The sequence below is a fragment of the Mycobacterium simiae genome (genome assembly GCF_010727605.1).
Lineage (GTDB): Bacteria > Actinomycetota > Actinomycetes > Mycobacteriales > Mycobacteriaceae > Mycobacterium > Mycobacterium simiae.
In genome coordinates this window covers 3,190,826-3,206,158 of the sequence record NZ_AP022568.1, presented here as the reverse complement: position 1 = coordinate 3,206,158, position 15,333 = coordinate 3,190,826, and the positions used below count along the sequence as shown (strand labels likewise).

The 15,333-nt window shown below is 65.9% G+C and carries 17 protein-coding genes; 7 read left to right on the top strand and 10 right to left on the bottom strand.

What is annotated here, in order from left to right; all coding sequences use genetic code 11:
* Window positions 1-9: 9 nt before the first annotated feature.
* Window positions 10-1,296: a M20 family metallo-hydrolase gene (locus G6N33_RS14940; RefSeq protein ID WP_044512448.1), complete on the bottom strand. Its 1,287-nt coding sequence runs from the start codon at window positions 1,294-1,296 to the stop codon at window positions 10-12.
* A gap of 446 nt (window positions 1,297-1,742) precedes the next feature.
* Here G6N33_RS14940 and G6N33_RS14935 point away from each other — a divergent pair, with 446 nt between their 5' ends.
* Window positions 1,743-2,966 carry a PucR family transcriptional regulator gene (locus G6N33_RS14935; RefSeq protein WP_101528645.1) on the top strand — a complete coding sequence of 408 codons (1,224 nt, stop codon included), beginning with the start codon at window positions 1,743-1,745 and terminating at the stop codon, window positions 2,964-2,966.
* 47 nt (window positions 2,967-3,013) lie between these two features.
* Here the strand turns inward: G6N33_RS14935 and G6N33_RS14930 are convergent, their stop codons facing one another.
* Complete coding sequence (locus G6N33_RS14930) at window positions 3,014-3,808, bottom strand: DUF732 domain-containing protein (RefSeq protein WP_044508552.1); 795 nt, start codon at window positions 3,806-3,808, stop codon at window positions 3,014-3,016.
* A gap of 113 nt (window positions 3,809-3,921) precedes the next feature.
* On the opposite strand from G6N33_RS14930, the gene G6N33_RS14925 reads away from it, so the two are divergent.
* The 4 genes from G6N33_RS14925 (at window position 3,922) to G6N33_RS14910 (ending at window position 5,911) form a co-directional block, all read left to right on the top strand.
* A complete protein-coding gene (locus tag G6N33_RS14925) occupies window positions 3,922-4,290 on the top strand; it encodes a hypothetical protein (RefSeq protein ID WP_231382495.1) in 369 nt (122 codons plus the stop codon).
* A gap of 120 nt (window positions 4,291-4,410) precedes the next feature.
* Window positions 4,411-4,725, top strand: coding sequence for a hypothetical protein (locus G6N33_RS14920; protein WP_044508553.1), 315 nt, complete (start codon window positions 4,411-4,413; stop codon window positions 4,723-4,725).
* Between the two features lie 121 nt (window positions 4,726-4,846).
* Entirely contained in the window at window positions 4,847-5,311 is a 465-nt protein-coding gene (locus tag G6N33_RS14915; RefSeq protein WP_155945912.1) for a hypothetical protein, read from the top strand.
* 153 nt (window positions 5,312-5,464) lie between these two features.
* Window positions 5,465-5,911, top strand: coding sequence for an ATP-binding protein (locus G6N33_RS14910; RefSeq protein ID WP_044508554.1), 447 nt, complete (start codon window positions 5,465-5,467; stop codon window positions 5,909-5,911).
* A 145-nt stretch (window positions 5,912-6,056) separates the two neighbouring features.
* Here G6N33_RS14910 and G6N33_RS14905 read toward each other — a convergent pair whose 3' ends face one another.
* Window positions 6,057-6,527 carry a hypothetical protein gene (locus G6N33_RS14905; protein ID WP_163771544.1) on the bottom strand — a complete coding sequence of 157 codons (471 nt, stop codon included), beginning with the start codon at window positions 6,525-6,527 and terminating at the stop codon, window positions 6,057-6,059.
* Window positions 6,528-6,658: 131 nt separating this feature from the next.
* Here G6N33_RS14905 and G6N33_RS14900 point away from each other — a divergent pair, with 131 nt between their 5' ends.
* Complete coding sequence (locus tag G6N33_RS14900) at window positions 6,659-7,384, top strand: response regulator transcription factor (protein ID WP_044508555.1); 726 nt, start codon at window positions 6,659-6,661, stop codon at window positions 7,382-7,384.
* Complete coding sequence (locus tag G6N33_RS14895) at window positions 7,381-8,853, top strand: sensor histidine kinase (protein WP_044508556.1); 1,473 nt, start codon at window positions 7,381-7,383, stop codon at window positions 8,851-8,853. Before G6N33_RS14900 ends, G6N33_RS14895 begins: the two co-directional genes overlap by 4 nt.
* 6 nt (window positions 8,854-8,859) lie before the next feature.
* On the opposite strand, the gene G6N33_RS14890 is transcribed toward G6N33_RS14895, so the two are convergent.
* The 7 genes from G6N33_RS14890 to G6N33_RS28105 all read right to left on the bottom strand — a co-directional run bounded on the left by G6N33_RS14890 (window position 8,860) and on the right by G6N33_RS28105 (window position 15,182).
* On the bottom strand, window positions 8,860-10,476 hold the full coding sequence (locus G6N33_RS14890) for a diflavin oxidoreductase (protein WP_101528818.1): 1,617 nt from the start codon (window positions 10,474-10,476) through the stop codon (window positions 8,860-8,862).
* Window positions 10,477-10,591: 115 nt separating this feature from the next.
* Complete coding sequence (locus tag G6N33_RS14885) at window positions 10,592-11,362, bottom strand: enoyl-CoA hydratase (RefSeq protein WP_044508557.1); 771 nt, start codon at window positions 11,360-11,362, stop codon at window positions 10,592-10,594.
* Between the two features lie 22 nt (window positions 11,363-11,384).
* Complete coding sequence (locus G6N33_RS27195) at window positions 11,385-12,296, bottom strand: MAP_0585 family protein (RefSeq protein WP_179962629.1); 912 nt, start codon at window positions 12,294-12,296, stop codon at window positions 11,385-11,387.
* 54 nt (window positions 12,297-12,350) lie between these two features.
* Complete coding sequence (locus G6N33_RS14875; protein WP_044508559.1) at window positions 12,351-12,815, bottom strand: lipoprotein LpqH; 465 nt, start codon at window positions 12,813-12,815, stop codon at window positions 12,351-12,353.
* Window positions 12,816-12,938: 123 nt separating this feature from the next.
* Window positions 12,939-13,541 carry a S1 family peptidase gene (locus G6N33_RS14870; protein ID WP_044512452.1) on the bottom strand — a complete coding sequence of 201 codons (603 nt, stop codon included), beginning with the start codon at window positions 13,539-13,541 and terminating at the stop codon, window positions 12,939-12,941.
* A 316-nt stretch (window positions 13,542-13,857) separates the two neighbouring features.
* Complete coding sequence (locus G6N33_RS14865) at window positions 13,858-14,733, bottom strand: alpha/beta fold hydrolase (RefSeq protein WP_179962633.1); 876 nt, start codon at window positions 14,731-14,733, stop codon at window positions 13,858-13,860.
* A 221-nt stretch (window positions 14,734-14,954) separates the two neighbouring features.
* Window positions 14,955-15,182 (bottom strand): hypothetical protein, encoded by a 228-nt coding sequence (locus G6N33_RS28105; RefSeq protein WP_044508560.1) that lies wholly within the window; start codon window positions 15,180-15,182, stop codon window positions 14,955-14,957.
* Between the last annotated feature and the right edge of the window lie 151 nt (window positions 15,183-15,333).

Sequence of the window (15,333 nt, the reverse complement as noted above, 5' to 3'; positions counted from 1 at the left end):
CCCGCGACCTCAACGTTGCGCTGGCGGGCGGCTGGCAGCGCTGCCGAGTGCGCCGGTGGTGATGCGTGCAAGGAGTTCGGTGACCATGGCCACGCCGTTGCACAGATCCACGTCGGCGGTGTACTCCAATTCGCTGTGTGAGATTCCGCCGACGCTCGGGATGAACAACATCATTGTTGGGACCAGGTCCTTCATATTGGTCGAGTCATGGCCGGCTCGAGTGCGGATCTCCATGTAGCTCAGACCCAGATCTTCGGCAGTTCGGCGGGCGAGTTCGACGCCTTCGGGCTGGTAGTAATTGGCCGACCAGCTATGCGTGCGTCGTTTCTCGATTTTGACGTTGGCCTTTACCTCGATAGCCGCGCACCGTTGTCGTAGTTGCTCCTCCGCCTCAACGAGAATTGGATCGTCGGAGGTTCGTAGGTCGAGATGCATTTGGACTTTGCCCGCAACCGCGTTGGGAGAGTTCGGAAATACAGTTAACTGACCACACGAGCTGTGCAAACGGCCGGGAAACGAATCAGCGATTTCGCGCACAGCGGCCACCACAAGTGCCGCACCGTACAGGGCGTCCTGACGGTCTTCCATGTCGGTCGCGCCCGTATGCGATTGTGCCCCAACAACTTCAACCTCGTACTTGTTCGCCGCCCAAGTGGAGGTGACCAGCCCGATAGCTGTCGCTTCTTTTTCGAGCGTCTTGCCCTGTTCGATGTGGATCTCGACATACGCCGCGGCGGCGACACTCGGCGAGCCGACGGGGTTCGAGCCGAGCTCGTCGATGCTTGCCATCGCTTCCCCCACAGTGACGCCCGCGAGATCTGGGGTGCTCAGCGCATCTTCGAGGTCAAGCTTGCCGGTAAAGACGCCGCTGCCCATCATGCTGGGCTGAAACCGCGACCCCTCCTCGTTGAACCAGTCCACGACGGCGATATTCAGTACAGCTTGAGCACCGTTGCGCCGGTATCGTTTTCGCACTCGGTCGGCGGCGTGCGCGGCCGCGAGGACTCCGTAAGCGCCGTCAAACTTACCGCCTCGTGGCTGGCTATCGAGATGGGAGCCAACAAGTACGTACGGAGCACCGGGCGTTAGCTCGAGGAATCCGAACAGGTTGCCGATACGGTCTCGCTCGATGCGGAAGCCGCGGCCTCCTAGCCAGCTGGCAAGCCATTTACGCGCCTGTCCGTACGCGGCGGTTGCGGCCTGCCGATCCACGCCACCTGCGTCGGTAGCGCCGAAGGCGGACATGGCCGCGAAATCGTCGAGGAAGGCGTCGTCCTGGTTCGGAGCTGTCGCCATGGCCGTGACATGCTCAATATCGGTCCGCGAGGCCACCTGTTACTCACTTCCTGTGCTGATAGGCTGGGTCGATTACGCCAAGCCGCACAAGCTTTTTGGAGCTATGGCCATGCGTCGGCTGGTAAGGAAGTTAGCGCGAGGCGCGCGCTGTTTTCGAGAGCAGGGAGCAACCAGTTATCGGCAATTGGGTGTGCATCTGCACACCCAATTGCCGATAGGTGCGGCCAGCTGCCGCGCTGTCACGGGAAGACCGACCCCGACCTCGGCGACGCCGATATCCGTTGGAAACCATCGATAAACCGCGTTAACACTGGTTGATCGGCTTGTTACAGTCCCGCGCTTCCGCGGCCTCGAGTGCGGCCCGCACCGACCTCACGATCAGTATCGCCGGGGCACAAGCACTCGACAAGAGCTGATGTCACCACAGTGCAACTAAATTTCGACTCATGAAGAGTGTCGATCGCATCCGCGTGACGACGACGGCACGCTGGCTCGAACTTCTCGGAGAGCTTCACGGGTGGCGCGACCAACTTGCGGATCGCTTCATGCAGGAGATCCAGGAAGGACAGCTGTACTACGAGGGATTGGTCGAACGCCAAGAGTTGCGCGAGTCATCCAGGGATGCGTTCGACTTCCTCCTCTCCGAGTTGCGTCGCTATGCCGCGGCCGGCTCGGCGCAACCACCCGCTGCGTCCGACCCCGACTTTCCCCACCGGCTCGGTGCGCGGCGCGCCCGCCAAGGGGTCGAAGCCCAGAAGCTCACTGCAGCAATCCATCTCGACTTCGGCTTACTGTGGTCACACCTGTTGTGGCTGGCCAAGCAAAGCGACGCCCTGACTTTGGCGGTCCACGTTCAACACGTCTGGACGGCGGTCGACTCTTTCGCAGGGCGTATTCACAACGCATTCATGGACGAGCGAGTCCGCATGGCCGAAGAGAAGTCGATCAGCAAACAATCCTTTGTAGCGCTGCTGCTGTCGGATGAGCCGCAGGCGCCTGAGCTGACGGCCCGCGCCAGCGCGACGTTGTCGATCCCCGTGGATGCCGGGCTGTGGGCGGCAGCCGCTCCGATCACGCACGACGACTCACTGCGGTCATTCGCCGAACAACTGCGCAGGCAAGGGCGGCAGGCCTACAGCCATGCACGGGGCGGCTGCACAGTTGTCTTCTGGGCGGCACTCCCGGCGGACGCTACCGCCCTGCACGGGGTACCGGACGGCTGGCGACGCAGCGGCGATGCTCACGCCCTCCTGCAAGTCGCCTGCGGAATCGCGCCGCTTCATCTCGGCTTGCAAGGCGTTCGTCACGCCGCGAGTGTGGCCTGCGAGATCGCGCTGGCCTTGCCACCGAAGTTCACCGGCCCTGCGGCGATGTCTGACGTCTGGACGCTGATGGCTGGCGCAAGCCTGCGGAGTCGAATGCCACAATTTGTCGACAGCGTGCGGCAAAGCGTCGACGCTTTGAGTGAAACTGAACGACACCAACTGCTCATGACAGTCCGGACCTATTCCCGAACCGGGGACATCGCCCGCACGTCGGCAATGCTGTTCTGCCATCGCAACACCATCATGAAACGGCTGCGGCGGTTCAAAGAAGTCACCGGATTAGACATGTCAGTACCCGAGGATGCGGCGCAAGCGCTCATCGCCTTGGCGGACAGGTCGCCGTAACGCGCACCTTCGGGCTGGCCCGGCGGCGACCGGACACGACACCCGGATCAGGGATGCCCCGGCAGACTGTCCAGGCTCCCCCGAATCCCGTGCAGGTCATCCTGAATGCCTTGCAGTTTTCCTTCGATGGCCTGCAAGTCGGAGAGGGTGTTCTGGTAGGTCGGCTGCAGCTCGTCGGCCATGGAGGGTTGAGACTGCGGGCAGTAGGAGATGATGGCGCCCGCGGTGACCTCAGCGCTCTGGTCGGCATCCCAAATCGACGAGCGCTGCACGAAGGCGACCGCATCCGCGTAATTGCGGTGCTGCGCGAGGTAGTCGCACACGGCGTGGCCCTGGCTCACGACGTATTCCGCGCTGGGCACCGGCACGCCTTCGTGCGTCAAGGCCGCGACGAATACCTTGTCTGTAACGCCGCTGCGCGGCTCGGGCGCTTGCGGCACAACCGGGCGCGGCGCTGCGGGCGTGCTCGCTCGCGGCGGGCTTTGCGCCGGTTGCGCCTCAGCCGGCTGTCCTGCCAAAGACTGACGATGCATCACGAAGGTCACGATGACCGCGGCAATCAGACCCACCACGGAAAGCGGCAACGCCGCCCTCAGGCCGAAACGGCGCAGCGTGCCGCGGCAGCGGCGGGTAGCGCGGCGGGCCCTGGTCTCACGGGTCTCACGCAACCAGGCGTCGGGGACGAACACGAGCTCCTCTGCTGCCACCGCGTCGGTGCGGGGCGCGCCCGCGTTGTGCGCCAGGAGCTCATCTAGCAGCGCGTCAGCCTCTCGCGGCGAGAGCTGCCCGCCCCGTTGCGCAAGTCGCCGCAATTCCGACTCGATGGTCTCGCGGTCGCGCATATCACCAGTTTGAGAGCGGCGCGCGGTTGCCACAAGTCTGGGTTGACACGAATGACGGGCGTCACTGCGGGCACAACGTCTATGGACGGTAGATCGCGACAAGAAGGCAGACCATGGCTACTGAACGTGACCCCGAGATACGAGCGGTCGACGCCGCACGCCGCGCCGCTGAACTGCGGCGGCGCCCGGACGGACCGGACGAGGGAAGACCGGTCACCCGGCAAGACGTCGAGGACGCCGAGCACCGAGCAGAGCAGGCGCGTCGAGCGGCGGCTGCGGCGGCGCGTTCGGCTGCCGGAAGCCTCGAAACGTCGGCGAGACTGCACGAGCGACTCGCTGCGGTCGAAGACGAAACCATTCAACAGGGCGTCGGCAACGCCGACGTCATGCGCGAGTCTGCCTGCTTTCACCGCCAGTCGGCCGCGGCCGACCACAAACTGGCCGAGCTCAAACGCCAGGAAGCCGAAGCCGACGACCGGTGACCTCCCGCCGCGATGGTCCGGCGGCCCACTGGGGCGTCCCATCCGAATGGTGTGAACGGCGGGCCGACGTACAGTAACGACACAGCCAACTCCCGGTTAACTTGCGTACGGTCAGCGCCTATGACGAAATTGCTCCCAGTGCTGGTGTTGGCGATTCCGCTTATCGGCGCGGCTGTGACACCCGCTGCGATGGCCACCGCTCACGGCGACCCGATTACGTTTGCTCCCGACTGGCCGAACCACAGGAATCAGACGGAATCGACGATCTGCGCGGCGCTGGCGCAAGGCTGGACACGCCGGCAGATCGTCAGCACGGCCGAGAAGGCCAACGACGTCTTGGTGACCGGTATGGATGACGACGAGGCCGCGGAGCGGGCGGACGCCTTCATCGATGCGGCTCGCTATCAAGATTGTCCCGGGCTGAACGCGAACTAGCCGCCCGCGCACACGGGTTTGCCCCGCGGGGCCGTCGGGTAACTCTGCACTGAACGAAGCGGAATTGAACGAATCCGTCCGAGATTCGTTGACTTCATTGGTGGGGAGACAAGGACACATTGTGGGGGCCAAACATCGAATGCCGGTATTGCGCAAGCGAGACCGCGCAGTCGTATGTGCTGCTGCTCCCCTGTCGCTGCTGTGTGCGGCGGCGTTTGCCGCGTTGACGATGTTGGGGACGTACACCGAGAAGCCCTCGCCGTCCGACGGGGTGGCGGCCACGATACCTTCGGCAGCGGGCGCTCTCCCGGTGAGTCAAGAAGGCGTCCTGATCGCGGTGACACAGGATTCGGTTACCGCGCGCAGTGCCGGCGGGTTTACCCGGACCTACTTCCTCACCCCCGATACCACCGTGATTACCCACAGCGGAAGCCAACGGGTCACCGCCGCTTCGCCTTTCATGGTCGACGAAGCCGTGGACATTGTCGGGACCGTGCAGGGTGGCAAAGCATTCGCGACCAGTTTGGCCGGCCACAATCTCGGACATGGTGACGGGCCACCGATGGACAGCGTCGCGGGCCCGTAGCCCGCGATGGCCGCCATCACCCAAAGATGCTCAGCATCAATGGCTTCGGTGATGAGCCAGGTATCGGCTCCGCTATTGTTCTGTGGCAGAAGCGATACACACCCAGGGTTCTTTCCCGGTTCTTTCCCGGCCCGGCTGGGTATCCGAGGACCTATGAGCTTAACGAATTCAGCGGTCTCGCCAGCGCCGGCGCCGTTGAGCTGTGCGGGCTCAGCCGACGCCATCACCGCGAGCGAGTTGCGTCGCGTCTTGCAAAGCTGGCTGCGAAAGCTGCCGCAGGCGTCGCCGGAGATCAGCGACGACATCGTTCTCGGCGTCAACGAGGCGCTCGCCAACTGCGTTGAACACGCCTACCGCGCCCGGAACACCGTCGGCACCATGGAACTCGAGGCCGGTTACGACCCCGCCGCGGAGACAATCAGGGTATGCGTCAGCGACCGGGGGACCTGGCGACGACAATCGTCGCCGCGCCATCCCCACGACCCACGCGCCTCTCGCGGCATCATGCTGATGCATGCGTTGGCCGATCATTGCCGCATCGACACACGCCCCGACGGCACCACCGTGTGCCTCGATTACTTTGCCAATCAGAAGCATTAAACCCCCGGGGTGGGGTGATGCGGGTCCGGGCAGTCCGCCAGGCGGAGGCGGACTCACCGGACCGGCCATCACCGCTTGACATGCAGCACACATTTCCTCCTGCTACTCGGCCACGTGCGAGTGGCCCGTGCGACACGCAGCACCTTCATCGCTGCGGCCCGGATACCGGAGGCGGGCCACCGGGCTGCGCTGCTCCCGGAGGAGGGGGAGTGATGGCTCCGGGCGGCGTCGGTAGCTGGCCAGGCGGGGGCGGCATAACGGCACGCCCAGGCGGCGGCCCCCATCCGGGGGACGGCGGCCCCCATCCGGGCGGCGGCGGCCCCCATTCGGGAGGTGGTGGTGGTGCGCCCCACGGCGGGACCGGCACTGCGGGCGGCGGTGGGGGTGCACCGAAAGGCCCGGCGATCGGGGGGCCGAACATCAGGGCCGGCAGAATGGCGGCCGTCAGGATCCCGCCCATGACCAGGCCGGCGACGCCGGCTCCGACAGCCACACCGACGGGATACCGCCGCACGATCGAGCGCCGGGGCACCGGTGTCCTCGAGTTGTCGAGGTGGTCAGGGTGTTCCCCGATCGCCGCGCCGGGTGTAGGGGGTATTTGTTGCTCGTCAGCCATGAGTCTGCCTCCAAAAGTGGAAATCTTGCGATGCCCGCGACCGTAGGGAGCGGATCTGAGCCCGACCTGAAGACGAGGGCCGGAACGCGATTTCCTCAGGTCGGCTTCAGAAATCGGTCGACAATGGAGACATGAGCCATCCCCACCGCACGCCCGGAGTCGGGAGGGGTGCGGCACGCTCCGATGTCGCCGCACGCGTCTTGGTCGTCGAAGATTCCGAGGCCATTCGCGAAATGGTCAGCGAAGCGTTGACCGAAGCCGGCTATTTCACCGCGACCCGGCCCGACGGCGGGGAGCTGGAGGACACCCTTAACGGCTTCCGGCCCGACCTCGTCGTCTTGGATGTGATGATGCCGGGACGCGACGGCTTCGAACTGATTGATGTCGTTCGTGATTGGGGCCAGGCCGGGATCGTGTTGCTCACCGCCCGAGACGGGCTGCCCGACCGGTTACGCGGACTCGACGGGGGTGCCGACGACTACATCGTCAAACCCTTCGAACTGGCCGAGTTGATTTCCCGGGTGGGCGCGGTGCTGCGCCGCCGCGGTCGCCTACCCTCAGTCGTCCAATGCGGCGACCTGACGTTAGACCTCGATGCCGCCGTCGCCGCCCGGGCGGGAGCAGCACTGGACCTGACCGGCACGGAGCTACGACTGCTCGCTTTCCTGGTGGAGCAGCGTGGCCGCATCGTCAGTGCCGGACAGATCCTGACCGCGCTGTGGGGATACGACGCCTACGACGCCAATCTGGTGCACGTCCACATCAGCGGGCTGCGACGCAAACTCGAGGCGCACGGGCCCCGGATCCTGCACACCGTGCGTGGTATCGGCTACCGGCTGCAACCAACCCGACCGTGACCGCCCATCCTGCCCCGTCGCTGCCGCGCACCCGGACGCCATCGTTGAGCCGGCGGGTAGCCCTGCTGGTGCTCGGCGTGCTCACCGTCCTGCTGGTGGTGTTGGGTCTCACCATCGACGTGCTGATCGGGATCCAAACTCGTCACGACCTCCACGATCGATTGATGTCCCTCGCGGCCAGGGCGGATGCATTGGCCGCGGCGAATACCGACCCCGACCAGTTGGTGGCACAACTGGGCGGCGGCGGCATCCGTGCACTTCTCGTCGCCCCGGACGGATCGACTCATGGCGACCGGACCATCCAGCCCGACACCACCAACTGGGCCGCAGCGCCTTTACCTCCCCCGGAATGGCCCGCACCGCAGGCTAATTGGGGTGCACCCCCACCGCCGGGCTGGCCCCCGCCACCCCCGCCGGGCTGGCCCCCGCCGCCACCGCCACCTGATGCCACGACGACCATGGTGGTTCACCCGTTGACGTCGGGCGGGCGGGTGATCCTGGTGGCTGACACCAGCCAAACGACCGCGCTGATTCGACGACTACGTGAAGTCATGCTTGCCGGAGGACTGATCACCCTGGCGGTCGCGGGTTTACTACTCACGGTGGTCACCCGTACCGCACTCCGGCCGCTGGACCGACTCACCACCCTCGCCCGGTCCATCACGACCGGCGACCGCGGCCAGCGACTGCGGCCCGATCGCGTGAACACCGAATTGGGCCGCGCTGCGGCAGCTTTCGACGGCATGCTGGATGCCCTTGAAGCCTCCGAACAACGCACCCGCCAGTTCCTCGCCGATGCTGCCCACGAACTGCGCACTCCAATCACCGGCATCCGTGCCACGGCAGAACAGATCCTAGGTGCTGCGGCACAGCAGGGCGACGACACGGCGACGAACAGCCAATACCGCCGCGCGGCACTGTTATTGACCGAATCCAGACGCGCCGGGCGGTTGGTCGCCGACATGCTCGACTTGAGTCGTATCGACGCCGGGCTCACCTTGAACCTCGCCGACACCGATCTGGCGGCCATAGCCGAGGCTGAATGCGAACGGGCGGCAGTCCTGTCCCCCGACCTCGTCGTGACCCGCACCGGCGACCCGACCGCGCCCATTCACGCCGACCGCACCCGCGTCAATCAGATCGTGTCCAACCTCGTTGACAACGCGCGCCGGCACACCCCACCCGGTGGCCAAATCGTGCTCGACGTGCGCCGGTCCACCCAATCTGCCTCACCGAGAGCCGAATTGACGGTGACCGACTCCGGGCCCGGGATCCCCGACGCCGACCGCGAACGCATCTTCGATCGGCTCGTCCGACTAGACACTGCCCGCACGCGCGACCATGGCGGCGCAGGTTTGGGATTGCCCATCGCCCGAGCCCTCGCCCGTGCCCACGGCGGTGAATTATCTTGCGTAGCACATCATCCCGGCGCGCGATTCCTGCTCACCCTGCCGCTTCGGGCGACCTGACCGCGGTCAGTAGACGTCGCGTAGGTAGCGGTGGTTCTTCATGAGGTCGTTGACGTAGGCGTGCGCGGCGGCGTCGTCCATCCCGCCGCAGCGCCCGACGATGCCGCGCAGCGCCGTGTCGACGTCTTTGGCCATCCGTTCGGCGTCGCCACACACGTACACGTGGGCGCCATCTTCGAGCCACGCGTAGATCTCTCCCGCATTCTCCCACATACGTTGCTGCACATATTGTTTCGAGTCGCGTGCAGCACAGTCGCGAGAGAACGCAAGATCGAGGCGGCTGAGGGTGCCGGACCCGATGAAGGCGCCGAGCTCGTCGCGATAGAGGAAATCGCAGTGGCGCCGGCGATCGCCGAAGAACAGCCACGACCGGCCGGACGCGCCCATCGCCTTACGTTCCTGCAGGAACGCCCGAAACGGTGCAATGCCGGTTCCCGGGCCGATCATGATGATCGGCACGTCGGCGTCGGGCAGCCGGAAGGAATGGTTGGGCCGCAGCAGCACTCGTACCGTCTGGGCTCGATCGGCCAGGAACGTCGAGGCCACGCCGCCGTGCCGGCGCCCGCCGACGTCGTAGCGCACCGTCGCGACCGTCAGGTGCACCCGCTCGGGATACATCAGCGGGCTGGACGCGATCGAATAATCCCGGGACTGTAGTGGCCGCAGGGTGTCGACGACTTCACCCACGGTCAGCCCGATCAGCCTGATCAGATCGAGCACATCCTTCCCGTACCACCACGAGCCCGGCGCGTACGCCGCGGCGCCATCCCCGACCCGCATTGCCACCAAAGCCTGCAACGCCCGCGACGGAGTCCGAATTTCGAGCCGCTCCGTAAGCAGGAGGCCCAGCGGCTCGTCATAACCGGCCACCGCATCCTCGCGATCCGCACCCAGCTCGGCAAGGATCGCGTCAACCAGCAATGGATCGTTGCTTGCCTGAACCCCGATGGAATCCCCTGCCTCATACACGATTCCCGATCCGGACAGGTCGATCTCGTAATGGCGGACCTCTTTGTCGGAGCCGGCAGCGCTGAGCAGGCGATTGACCACGACGGGCGCCTCGAAAAGCGGGTGGCTGCGATCGCGCCGGGCGGACTCGACGTTGTCGGCCGGCGTCGGTCCCGGCACGCATGCGACAACCGCGGGCACTGTATTGCTCTGGGCGGCGAGCAACAGCTTGACCACGTCGTCCGTCCAACCCTGCGCCGCCTGTTGGTAGGGGCCGTCGACGTCGACGCGATCGAGCATCCGCATGCCACCCAGACTTGCCAGGCGCTCGTCCAGCAGCCGGCCCGCGTTGCAGAACTTCTCGTAGCCGGTGTCACCGAGCGCGAGGACCGCGAATCGCAAATGCTCCAGCCCGTGGGCGTTCTCGGCGCTTATTGCCTCCCAGAACAATGCGGCATTGTCCGGGAACTCGCCTTCGCCCCACGTCGAGCACACCACGAGGAAGTGCGTCACGGATTGCAGGTCGGCGGGTTCGACCTGGTTGAGTTCGATCGCGGTGGTGCTCAGGCCGAGTGTCTCTTCGAGCGCTTCGGTGAACGACATGGCGGCGTCTTCAGCATTCCCCATGTCGCTGCCGTAGCCGACGAGGACAGCACATTCCGAGCCCGAACTCATGACCGCTCCTTGGTTAGCGCACCCGGACACCGTTATAAGGTAAGGCTTACCTTAATAAGCTGCCCGCGGGGCCGCAACCACATCCGCCGCACGTCGACGGAGCGACGAAGCTCGGCTAACTCATATGGCGTTTGCGCGACAGGAATGCGCGCATGTGCTGCTGCGGCTCTCCGGTCAGAAAGGACAGACCGAACTGTTCCACGCTGTCTTCAATCGCCGCGTGCACGGGCATGTCGAACCATTTGTTGAGTAGGCGCTTCTGCTGGCGGACCGCGGCCGTGCCGAATCCGCTGAGCTTCGTCACCAATTGGGCGATGCGGTGGTCAAGATCCTCGGCGGCCAGGACCTCGTGCACCAGCCCCCAGCTTGCGGCCGTGCGTGCGTCGATCGTTTCGCCGGTCAACAACAGCCAAGCCGAATGCGAGGCCCCGATCAGGGCGGGCAACATGGCCGAATGGATCACCGACGGAATTCCGACGGCCACTTCCGGCATCCCAAACTTGGCCCCCACCTCCGCAATTCGCAGATCGCAGGATATTGCCACCTCCAGACCGCCGCCCAGGCACCACCCCGCAAGCCGGGCAATCACTGGCACGGGGCATGCCCGGATCGCCTCGCACAGGCCGGCGAGCCGACGAATGAACACCTCAGCGGTGGACGGCTGAAGGGTGACCATCTCGTTGATGTCGGCGCCGCCGATGAACGCCGTGTCGCCCGCGCCCCGCAGTACCACCACGCGAACGTCGTTGTCGTCACCGATCGTGCGAAACGCGTGGGTCAGTTCGTCAATAGCGGCGCTGCCCACGACGTTGAGCCGCTTGGAGTTGATCAGCTCGACGACGGCCAGTCCGCCGTCGCGAGAGACCCTGACGAATTGGCTTGCCAACTAAAGGAGCTCTCCGTCGGTATCAGTACAGCGGAACCCACACACCAAAGAACCAGTAGCCCCAACCACCGAACTGCCAGTTGAATACGGGAACGACGGTGAAGGTGTTGTAGGCGAACGGGCCGAAGTCGGCGCGGGCGACGGCCACGTCACGCGGCGGCCCGGACCACGGGCGGTTCCAGCCGCCCGGAGGCGGCGGGCCGTTCCAGCCACCGGGAGGGGGCGGACCCTGCCAATGTGGCGGGGGGTGTCCGGGGGCGGGGCCGTCGTTCCAGCCCCAGCCTCGCGGCGGCGGGGGCGGCGGCGCACCGCGGCCCACAATGCTGAAGCCGACGTCAGCGTTCGTCGGACCACCGACGTCGGCGGTGGCCGTCAGGAACGCGCCGCGCGGAGCGTAGGGCTGGTGCGGCGGTTGGGTACTCGGCGCCACCAGGGCCCGGGTGGGCCGCTGCGCCGACGGCGACGTGGCCTGGCTACCCGCCGGGGTGGTGGTTTGCGCGCTGGGTGAGGTGGTCGTTTGTTCGGCCGGCGTTGTCGCGGACCCGCTCGGCGGCGTCGTGGATGGTGCTGCCGGAGTGGTCGTCTGGCCGGCCGGCGAGGTGGTGGTCTGGCTCGCCGGCGCGGTTGTGGTGGGCGCGCTGGCGCTGGTTTGCGGTGGCGTGGTCTGCGGCACGGTCGTGCTGGGCGCGCTGACGGTGGTCTGTGGACCCGCGGTGGTCTGCGGAGCCGCCGTGGTCTGCGGACCCGCCGTGGTCGCCGGCGCGACCGGGTGCTGCGGTCCCCCACCGGGGCCGCCGGGACCGCTGTGGCAGTCACCCCCAGGGCATGGCGGCGGATCGAGTGGAGCGGCGCTGGCCAGCGCCTGGCTCAACGTCAGTGCGGAGATGCTGAGCCCCGCGGCGACGGCCACCGCACTGACACGCTTTCTAGACATAGCTTGCGTCCCCTCTGGGGCTTCGGCCCCGACGATGTCTCTCGGTGGCCCGGGCTACGGGCAAGTCACGTCCATTTCGAATGTCTTGGTGACGGTTTGCGGCTGCTGCGGATTTGTCATGTCGGTCCCGGTTGCCGTGCCCTTGATCGCATAGTTTTTGCCGTCCACCGCGGCTCCGGCGTTAGTGGCCTGGTTGGGCGCGGCGTCGGAAAAACCGAACGCGATGCCATTGACGTTGCCCAGCCCCACCGAGTGAACGATCGGCGGGTTGCCGTTGCTGATCACCGCGCCGATGCCGGCAGTCGGATCACCAATGCCGATGTTGATGTTGTCGCCGGACGGCGTGCACGAGACCTGACCGGTGACATTCTGCTGCTGCCCGTCCAAGATCACCCGCGGGCCCGACGGCGCCGCCGCCGTACTCGACGCGCCGGTGGTGGACTTGTTGCTCGAACACCCGGCACAGCCGGCGACCACCATGGCCACGCCGGCCGCGCCGATGACGATTTGACGTTTCACCGCCCACCCCCCGTGTTGTTCGCAATCTTTGCGTTCGCCTGGACCCTACCGCTACCCGTGGGCCATCACGCAAGACACCGCGCCGGCCGGCACGCCTCCGCGGGGCCAGATGAAACGGCACCGTCAGGGCAGGATGTGAAGTCCCCACTCGTCCAGCACCGGCTGCACCAGCGCGAAATAGGTGGTGTTGTCGTCGCCGTCAGGGGAGGACATCAACAGGCCGACGGCACTGACCGTTCCGTCGTCGTTCTTGACGTAACCCGGACTCCCACTGTCGCCGTCCAGGCTGAACACACTTGCTTCAACGACGTCGCCGTCGATTCCCATCACCTTGCCGCAGGTTTCCCCGGTGATTGCACCCAGCTTGCAAAACGGTGCACCGACATTGATTTGGTTGCTACTCAACACGTCTCGGATTGGGAAGCCGCCTACTCCACCGGATGGCGGGCCGACATCGGTGTTGAGCCGGATGATGGCCGCATCTCGCCCATCGCCTTCTTTCTCACTCGCCGTGATGGTTCCGAGCGGGATGTGCGCACCATAGGTCCATACCGAACCGTCGTGCGGGTCGCAGTGCCCGCTGGTCAACAGGTAGTAGCTACCGTCGGTGCCCAGAGTCGCGAAACCCGCTGTGCACCTGCCGCTTTTATCATCGAGCTGCACCCCCGCTTTCGGCGGCGCCTCTGCTGCGGCCGTATTCGCGAACAGCGTCGCGGCCATTACCATGCTGACGAACAGCGCCAACGCCCATAACCGCGCTCCGACCACGCCGATCTCCTCTTGTCGGGCCAGGATGCTACCAGCCTCGGGCCGCGCGTGCCTGGTCAGAGCGGCGGCGCTGAGCTGGCGGCGCCGGCCCCGGTTGCAGTCAGTGGACGGTCATAGGTGGGATGGGTGCAGTCCGGTTCGAACGGTGCGATGGCCGCAGGCGACGGGCTGTTCACCGGTGTCGACGAGTTCGGCGGCGCATGTGTGGAACAAATGCGAGGTAGCGACGGAGGTTGCGCCGCAACGGCTCTCGCACCGGTCGATCAGTGCGCCGTTATGCCGCACCGACGTGGCGGGACAGAAAATCCAGGACGGCGTCGGCGAAGATATCGTTGCGATCGCCGGCGACCATGTGTCCGGCCCCGCGGACGTCGGTGAACTCGACCTGCGGGAAACGAGCGAGGAACTCGTCCGCCCGCTCCTGGCTGACCAGATCGCTCATCTGTCCCCGAATCAGCAGCATGGGAACCCCATCCCGCAGAATCGCCTCGACGGCGGTATGCATACGGTCTGCATCGGTGACCTCGAACGGCGGGAAAGCCGCAGTGCCACTAATGAATTGAGGATCCCAATGCCAATACCACCGATCGCCGCGGCGACGCAGGTTGGTGGTCAGCCCCTCGAGGTCGGTCGGCCGCGCGCGGTGCGGGTTGTACTCGGCGATCGCGTCGGCAACTTCCTCCAGCGAGGCGAAGCCGGACTCCACCCGATCGGACATGAAGTTGTGAATACGGGTCGCCCCGGATTGCTCCATGTCCGGCACGATGTCAACCAGAACGACGGCGCCGGCGATGCCCGGCGAGAGTTCCCCGGCCAGCAGCATCGAAGTGAACCCGCCCAGGGATGCACCCACCAACACGGGCTGCGGGGGCAGGCCACGCAACACCTCTTCGACGTCTTTGGCGAAGCTGACCACGCGGTAATCGCCTTCGCTGGACCAGTCCGATTCCCCGTGACCGCGTAAATCGATGGTGACCGCCTGCCAGCCACGCCTGGCCACGGCGGCGGCCGCCCGGCCCCAAGAACGCCTGGTCTGGCCCCCGCCGTGCAGGAACACCACTGCCCGTGCCCGCGGATCGCCTTGCCGGTCGGCGACGATGCGCACACCGCCCAGCCCGGTGGTGGAGAACTGTTCAGGAGCGGTCGTCATCCAGAGATCGTAAGACGACCTAAGCAGGGTATGGCACCCTATTGACCACGAAAGAACCGGCTAATCCGCTGTACGAGTCGCCCCACGGGGTTTTGAGCCCGTTGCGCATCCTTGATGCGGTCGTGCGTCTGCTTACCTTCGGCCGCGTACTCGCGGACGGTTTCGTCGCCTTCCTCAGCACGCATATCGTCATTCCCTTCGTTTGCGACGCTCACCGTTGCCTACCCGCCGAGTCGGCGGCTCAAAACGGAGCCGTCGCCCAACCACCCGCCGTCGCGGCCCGAGTTTCGGGGCGCGTGCTGCTTGCTGGCCTTGACCGGCGCGGTGCTCGGCGGCAGCTTGAGCAGATTTCCGCGCAGACTGCCCTTCGCGGTGCGGACGGCGACCAGCAGCCAGGTGAACAACAATCCGGCGTGAACATCAGAAACGGGATGCTCACCGCGCTGCATAACCCGGCGGCGGTGCCGGCAGTCCACAGCAGGGCCCGATGTTGCCGAGCACCTCGACTCGCCGTTGCAGCGGCGGCCGCTCGCCGGCGGGTGCATGCGTCATAGCTGTGAGACCCTACTTCCCCGGAATCGCCGGTGGTTGTGCTTAGAC

Coding starts and splice junctions, on each gene's coding strand:
- G6N33_RS14940 (WP_044512448.1), bottom strand. CDS start 1,296: ATGGCGACAGCTCCGAACCAGGACGACGCCTTCCTCGACGATTTCGCG.
- G6N33_RS14935 (WP_101528645.1), top strand. CDS start 1,743: ATGAAGAGTGTCGATCGCATCCGCGTGACGACGACGGCACGCTGGCTC.
- G6N33_RS14930 (WP_044508552.1), bottom strand. CDS start 3,808: ATGCGCGACCGCGAGACCATCGAGTCGGAATTGCGGCGACTTGCGCAA.
- G6N33_RS14925 (WP_231382495.1), top strand. CDS start 3,922: ATGGCTACTGAACGTGACCCCGAGATACGAGCGGTCGACGCCGCACGC.
- G6N33_RS14920 (WP_044508553.1), top strand. CDS start 4,411: ATGACGAAATTGCTCCCAGTGCTGGTGTTGGCGATTCCGCTTATCGGC.
- G6N33_RS14910 (WP_044508554.1), top strand. CDS start 5,465: ATGAGCTTAACGAATTCAGCGGTCTCGCCAGCGCCGGCGCCGTTGAGC.
- G6N33_RS14905 (WP_163771544.1), bottom strand. CDS start 6,527: ATGGCTGACGAGCAACAAATACCCCCTACACCCGGCGCGGCGATCGGG.
- G6N33_RS14900 (WP_044508555.1), top strand. CDS start 6,659: ATGAGCCATCCCCACCGCACGCCCGGAGTCGGGAGGGGTGCGGCACGC.
- G6N33_RS14890 (WP_101528818.1), bottom strand. CDS start 10,476: ATGAGTTCGGGCTCGGAATGTGCTGTCCTCGTCGGCTACGGCAGCGAC.
- G6N33_RS27195 (WP_179962629.1), bottom strand. CDS start 12,296: ATGTCTAGAAAGCGTGTCAGTGCGGTGGCCGTCGCCGCGGGGCTCAGC.
- G6N33_RS14870 (WP_044512452.1), bottom strand. CDS start 13,541: ATGGTAATGGCCGCGACGCTGTTCGCGAATACGGCCGCAGCAGAGGCG.
- G6N33_RS14865 (WP_179962633.1), bottom strand. CDS start 14,733: ATGACGACCGCTCCTGAACAGTTCTCCACCACCGGGCTGGGCGGTGTG.
- G6N33_RS28105 (WP_044508560.1), bottom strand. CDS start 15,182: ATGCAGCGCGGTGAGCATCCCGTTTCTGATGTTCACGCCGGATTGTTG.